Consider the following 6,965-nt stretch of genomic DNA (forward strand, 5'->3'; position numbering starts at 1 on the left):
ACCTTGTGGCTGGCGTCTGCCGAGACCGCTGATTTCACCACGGCCTACGCGCCGATTGGTGATCTGGTGGGGGATCGCCAAGGCTATGTGATGGACGCGGACCTCAATCCGCTGCCCCAAGGGATTGCGGGCGAACTCTATCTGGGTGGCGCCGTGGCCCGGGGTTATCTGGACCGTCCCGGCGCAACCGCCGAGCGTTTCCTGCCGCACCCGTTCCGCGCTGGCGAACGCCTCTACCGCAGCGGCGACCGCGTGCGCCTGAACAGCGAAGGGCTGCTGGAATACCTCGGCCGTATCGACCATCAGATCAAAATCCGTGGCTTCCGCATCGAAGCCGGCGAAATCGAAGCGGCGCTGAAGGCCTGCGAGGGCGTGCGTGAAGCGCTGGTGATCGTCCGCGACAAAGGCAACGGCAAACAGTTGCTCGGCTATGTCGGCGGCAATGAACTGTCGGAAGACAGTCTCAAGGATCAGCTGAAAACCACCCTGCCGGAATACATGGTGCCGGCGCACATTGTGGTCATGGAACGTCTGCCGCAGTTGCCCAACGGCAAGCTCGATCGCAACGCGCTGCCTGATCCGCAGCTCGGCAGTCAGGCCGTCGAAGCGCCGGAAGGTGAGCGCGAAGTCGAGCTGGCAAAGGTCTGGCAACAATTGCTGGGCGTCGAAACCATCAGCCGTCAGGACAGCTTCTTCGAGCTGGGCGGCGATTCGATCCAGTCGTTGGCGGTCATCACCCGTCTGCGTCAGGTGGGTTTCAAGCTGCTGCCCAAAGACGTGTTCAGCCATCCGCGGCTCAAGGATCTGGCCCTGCGCCTCACGGTCATCGAGGCCGGCGCAGCGCCGTTGATTGAAGACGCGCCGAAGGGCGAGTTGCCGTTGACGCCGATTCAGGCGCATTTCTTCGAGCAGCCGATGAGCAACCGCGCGCACTTCAATCAGGCGCTGTTGCTGGACGTGCAGCGCCCTCTGGAAGCGGCGTTGTTGCGCAAGGCGCTGGACGCGCTGCTGAGTCATCACGATGCCCTGAACCTGAGTTTCCATCAGCACGCCGACGGTCGCTGGCAGCAGCAGTATCGAGCAACACCGGCTGCCGACAGCCTGTGGCTGCGTGATGTGGCCGACGAGCGCGCCATGACTGCGCTGTGCGAACAGGCCCAGCGCAGCCTTGACCTGCATAACGGCCCGCTGTTGCGCGTGGTGCTGGCGCAGATGCCGGAAGGGCAAAAGCTGTTGCTGGTCGCTCATCACTTGGTGGTCGACGGCGTGTCGTGGCGGGTGCTGCTGGAGGATCTGGCGCGGGCTTACGCCCAGATTGCTTCGGGCAGTGCGGCTGATCTGGGGCCGAAATCCAGCAGCTTCCAACGCTGGGCGCGGCATCTGGTCGATGCGGCACAAGCGCCTGAGCGTCAAACCGAAGTGGGCCAGTGGCGGGAGCAGGTCGGCAGCACCGAGCCGGTGTGGCCGGTGGACCACCCGGAAGGCCGCGCCACGCAACAGGACCTCGAACAGTGCGAGCTGCTGCTGGACGCCGGGCTGACCCGCCGTCTGCTGCGCGAAGCCCCGGCGGCACTGGCGGCGCGCACTGATGAAATTCTGTTGGCGGTGCTCGCCGAAGCGCTCAAGGACTGGAGTGGCCAGCCCGACACCCTCATCGCGCTGGAGGGCCATGGCCGCGAAGCCCTCGCCGACGGCCTGGATGTGGGCCGTACAGTGGGCTGGTTCACCAGTCTGTTCCCGCTGCGGGTGCGTGCTGCGAACGACATCCGCCAGACCCTCGCCAGCGTGCGCGACAGCCTGCGTGGCCTGCCGGACAAGGGCGTCGGCTTCGGCCTGCTGCGCTATCTGGGCAACGATTCAGCGCGTCATTCATTGGCCGCGCTGGCGGAACCCAAGGTGGTGTTCAACTACCTGGGTCAGTTCGATCAGGACCTGGGCGATGGCCGCTTCTCGCCGTCGAAGCTGTCGGCCGGGGCGCTGGTGGACCCGTCCACGCCGCTGAACCGCGAGCTGGAAATCAACGGTCAGGTGTTCGCCGGGCAACTGGGGCTGACTTTCCGTTTCAGCGGTCAGCGCTATCAGCGCCAGACCATCGAACGCCTGCAAACCGCCTATCGCGACGGGCTGGTGGCGTTGCTGGAAAGCCTGCCGTCGGCGCAACCGGCCGCGCCGCAATCGACTGCACCGCAAAGGCTGCCGGTCAGCCGCGACGGCGCGCCGAATCCATTGATTCGTCTGAGCAGCGGCGCCAGTGACAAGCCGCCGGTGTTCTGCGTGCACCCGGTCAGCGGCACGGTGGTGGGTTACTACGCACTGGCCCGTCGGCTGTCTGCGCAGTGGGACGTGTGGGGCATTCAGAACCGTCAGGTGCTGGACGGTCAGTGGCGCGACAGTTCCATCGAGCAAATGGCCCGGGACTACGTCAAGGCGCTGCTCGAACAGCAGCCGTCCGGCCCATACCGGCTGATCGGCTGGTCCATGGGCGGGACCATGGCCCTGGAAATGGCCCGGCTGCTGACCCGACTCGGCAAGCGCGTCGAGTTCGTCGGCCTGATCGACGGCTACGTACCGGGCGCCGGTCAGCCGCGTCCTGCCGTGCCGGAAACCCCGGTTCTCGACGCTGATGACGAGGGCCTTGAAGCCGACGCGCACTGGCAACAGTTGCTCGGCGTCGAGCGGCACATGCGCCAGCTGGCCAATCAATGCCGCCAGATCCACGCCCTCAGGGTGCCGGTCTACGCCTGGTGGGCCGAGGGCTCGCCGGAAAATAACGATAACGCACCGGCTCTTCTGGAGCAGGGCATGGGTGTTCGCTTGCAGGTTTCTGCCTGGATCGACGCCGACCACCTTTCGATCGTCCGTGATCAGCCGTTCATCACTCAGCTTGCCGAGGCCCTCGCGCAGGTCAACGAACGCCCTCATTCCTACGATTCCCAGGAGCACGAACATGCATAGCCAACACAATGTGACGCCGATTGCCGCCCGCCACAGCGAGGCGCTGTCGAGCAGCCCGGACGCCGCCGTGGCCAACGCCGACTACCGCTTTGCGCCAACCCCGCGACTGGAGCGGCAGGCCGCCGTGGAATCCAATGCGCGCAGCTACCCGCGGCGCATCCCCCTGGAACTCAAACGCGCCCAGGGCATTCACGTGCAGGACAGCGAAGGGCGCTGGTTCATTGATTGCCTGGCCGGCGCCGGCACCCTGGCGCTGGGGCATAACCACCCCGAGGTGATCCAGGCGATGCGCGCCACCCTCGACGGCCAGCGTCCGCTGCACACCCTGGACCTGATGACCGAGGCCAAGGACGATTTCATCAACGAGCTATTCGCCTTGCTACCGCCAGAATTCGCCAAGGACGCGCGCATTCAGTTCTGCGGGCCGGCCGGTACCGATGCGGTGGAAGCGGCGCTGAAACTGGTGCGCACGGCCACCGGGCGCAGCAATCTCATGGCTTACCACGGCGCCTATCACGGCATGACCCAAGGCGCCCTGGCGCTGATGGGCAACTTGGGGCCGAAGACTTATCTGGACGGCATGTCCGGCGGCGCGCAGTTCCTGCCGTTTCCCTACGACTACCGCTGCCCGTTCGGCGTCGGTGGCGAGGCCGGCGAGCGCATCGGCCTGCACTACATCGAGAACCAGCTGACCGACCCGGAAAGCGGCGTCCTGCCGCCGGCCGGGATGATTCTGGAAACCCTGCAGGGGGAGGGCGGCGTGGTGCCGACCTCGGCCAACTGGCTGCGGGAAATCCGCCGCATCACCCGCGACGCTGGCGTGCCGCTGATTCTCGACGAAATCCAGTGTGGCGTCGGTCGCACCGGCAAGCCGTTTGCCTTCGAACACGCGGGTATCGTGCCGGACGTGCTGGTGCTGTCCAAAGCCATCGGCGGCAGCCAGCCGATGGCGGTGGTCGTCTACAACAAGTCCCTGGACGTGTGGAAACCGGGCTCCCACGCCGGCACCTTCCGTGGCAATCAGCTGGCGATGGTGGCGGGTTCGACAACCTTGCGCATCGTCCGCGAACAGCAACTGGACCTGCACGCCGCCGCCATGGGCGAGCGCCTGATCGGCCACCTGCGCTCGCTGCAGAAGGACTTCCCGCAGATGGGTGATGTGCGTGGCATGGGCTTGATGCTCGGGGTGGAAATGGTCGATCTCGACGGCCGCCCGGACGCCCTCGGTCACTTCCCCCACAGCGGGGCGCTAGCCTCGAATGTTCAGCGTGAATGTTTGCAGCGCGGCCTGATCATTGAGGTAGGTGGGCGGCACTCGTCGGTCATCCGCTTCTTGCCGCCGCTGATCGTCACCGCCGCGCAGATCGACCAGATCGCCGACATCTTCGCCGCCGCCGTTTCAGCGGCCGTCAAACAGCGTTAAACCCTTGTTGTAACAGCGTTGAACCAGGGCGTAGGACCAGCAGTGGCCCTTCGCCCTTTTTTTACGATAAGAATGGTAATGAGAAACGTTCTTTGTTACATTTTCACGCTTTTTTGACATATGTGGTCAATTTTGGGGCCTTGCCCCGTGTGATATCAAAGGGAGGGGGAGTTCGGATGGCGAGCAACAACAAGGGTCAATTCAAGGTCAATGCCTTGGCCGCACTGGTCGCAACGGTCGCCTGCCACGGAGCGACCTGGGCGGCGGATGCCCCGGCCAAGGCCGAGCAGGGCGCCACCATCGAGCTGCAGAATTCGGTGGTCACCGGCGAAGCACCCGAAGGGGAGCAAACCGTAGGCTATCAGGTGAAAAACAGCACGGCCGGCACCAAGACCAGCACACCGCTGTCGGAAACCCCGCGCTCGGTGTCGGTGGTCACACGCCAGCGCATTCAGGATCAGGGCTCGCAATCCCTGACCGACATCCTCGGTTACGTCCCCGGCATCTTCGCCCCGCCATTCGCCGTCGGCGACGGCCTTGCGGGCGACCTGTTCTCCATCCGCGGCTACAACGCCACCGACTACGGTTACGGCCTGCTCAAGGACGGCCTGCGTCTGCAAGGCAACCGTTACGACACCACCACCGAACCCTATGGCCTGGAACGCACTGAAGTGTTCCGCGGCCCGAGCTCGATCCTCTACGGTGAAAACGCGCCGGGCGGGCTGGTCAACCTGGTCAGCAAACGCCCGACCGAAACGCCCCAGGGCGAAGCCAAATTCACCTACGGCAGCAACAACCGCCGTCAGCTGTCCCTCGACGTGTCCGGTCCGCTGACCGACGACAACCGCATCCTCGGCCGCGTGGTCATGCTCGGCCGCAACGCCGACACCCAGGTGGATTCGGTACCGGACGACCGCATCTACATCGCGCCGTCGATGACCTTCAACTTCGACGAAGACACCGCGCTGACCCTGCTCTCGTCCTACCAGCGCGACCGCACCAAGCTGCTGCTCGGCTACCCCGCAGCGGGCACCTTGCTGAACAACGTCAACGGCAAGATCGGCAAGGACCAGTTCAACGGCAACCCGAACTGGGACGACTTCGAGCGCGAAACCTGGACCCTGGGTTACGAGTTCAAGCACCAGCTCAACGACACCTGGCAGTTCCGCCAGAACTCGCGCTTCATGGAATCGCGTCTGGACCGTCATGAGACCTGGCCGAACAACCTGAATAACGCCGGTTTTGGCAGCACCCTGACCAGCACCGCGTACGATCGCGACAACAAGTCGATCACCTACTCGCTGGACAACCAGTTCGAAGGGCACTTCACCTCCGGTGCACTGGAAAACACTGTGCTGCTGGGCGCGAGCTACGACCGCACTTCGTACAACCAGGACTGGGCGGCCGGCAACGGCGGTACCTACAACGCCTTCAACCCGGTGTTCCCGTCGGCCAAGCCGCGTATGCTCGCGACGGTTCAGAACTCGCAGCTGGATCAACAGATGTACGGCGTTTACGGCCAGCTGCAGAGCAAGTACGACAACTGGATCTACCTGCTGGGCGGGCGTCAGGACTTCGTCAACAGCCAGTACCGCAACCGCGCCGGCACCATCAGTGGCGTATCGGACCTGGACGGCTGGGACCATCGTTTCAGCTGGCAGACCGGCTTGATGTACCAGTTCGAGAACGGTATTTCGCCGTACGTGAGTTACTCGACGGCGTTCACGCCGGTGCAGCAGTCGTCGCAACCGAACGGCGAGTTGCTCGATCCGATTCTCAGCGAGCAGTACGAGGTGGGTCTGAAGTACGAGCCGGCTGGCTGGAACACGACGTTCAGCGCGGCGGTGTTTGACCTGACCAAGACCCACGATGTGATTTCCGGTTCGAACGGATACAGCCGTCAGATCGGCAAGAGCGAGTCGAAGGGCGTGGAGCTGGAGGTCAACAGTGATGTGACCAAGAACCTGAGCCTGACGGCGTCGTACACCTACACCGATGCGCGGGTGACGAAGGACAGTCCGGGCTCGTTGTACGAGGATCATCAGTTGACCGGCATACCGCGTAATCAGGCGAGTACGTGGGCGACGTATCGCTTCCTGGATGGCCCGATGAGCGGTTTCCGTGTGGGTGGCGGGGTGCGTTATTTCGACAATACGTTCGCGTATACCGCGCCGACGTTGTACGGGAAGTTGAAGACGGGCGATGTGACGCTGGTGGATGCGTTGGTGGGGTATGACATCGATAAGCATTGGTCGGTGGATGTGAATGCGAAGAATCTGTTCGACAAGGAGTATGTGAGCGGCTGCAATAACGCGGGTCGGTGTTATTGGGGCGAAGAGCGTACGGTCCTGGGCACTGTGGCGTTCCGCTGGTAATCCGTTAGGGGACCGATTTATTTAATAGCGCCGTTAGGGGACCGATTTATTTACAGTGCTTCATCGTAAATTAATCTGTCCCCGAGGTGCGCGGTGCGGCTTATTGCGCCAGGATCAAAAGCGTCTGCCTAGGGGCAGACGTTTCGCCTTCGGCGAGTTACTTGGAAAAGTCGAAAGTCGCACCATCCCCAAGTAACCAAGGGTGCTTGCTC

At 63.5% G+C, this 6,965-nt stretch carries 3 protein-coding genes; all 3 read left to right on the forward strand.

Features of this window, described 5'->3' with window-relative positions; genetic code table 11:
* Positions 1-2,955, forward strand: a 2,955-nt coding sequence (locus BBI10_RS00190; protein ID WP_141695066.1) for a condensation domain-containing protein, incomplete at its 5' end; no start/stop codon positions are given.
* Positions 2,948-4,378 (forward strand): aspartate aminotransferase family protein, encoded by a 1,431-nt coding sequence (locus tag BBI10_RS00195; RefSeq protein WP_065986016.1) that lies wholly within the window; start codon positions 2,948-2,950, stop codon positions 4,376-4,378. The genes BBI10_RS00190 and BBI10_RS00195, both read left to right, overlap by 8 nt.
* Before the next feature lie 176 nt (positions 4,379-4,554).
* Entirely contained in the window at positions 4,555-6,753 is a 2,199-nt protein-coding gene (locus BBI10_RS00200) for a TonB-dependent siderophore receptor (RefSeq protein WP_083232963.1), read from the forward strand.
* Positions 6,754-6,965: the final 212 nt, after the last annotated feature.

Origin of the sequence: Pseudomonas graminis (assembly GCF_001705435.1) — a bacterium.
Taxonomy (GTDB): Bacteria; Pseudomonadota; Gammaproteobacteria; order Pseudomonadales; family Pseudomonadaceae; genus Aquipseudomonas; species Aquipseudomonas graminis_B.

Excerpts from the sequence above, each read along its gene's own strand:
- BBI10_RS00195 (WP_065986016.1), top strand. The coding sequence starts at position 2,948 with ATGCATAGCCAACACAATGTGACGCCGATTGCCGCCCGCCACAGCGAG.
- BBI10_RS00200 (WP_083232963.1), top strand. The coding sequence starts at position 4,555 with ATGGCGAGCAACAACAAGGGTCAATTCAAGGTCAATGCCTTGGCCGCA.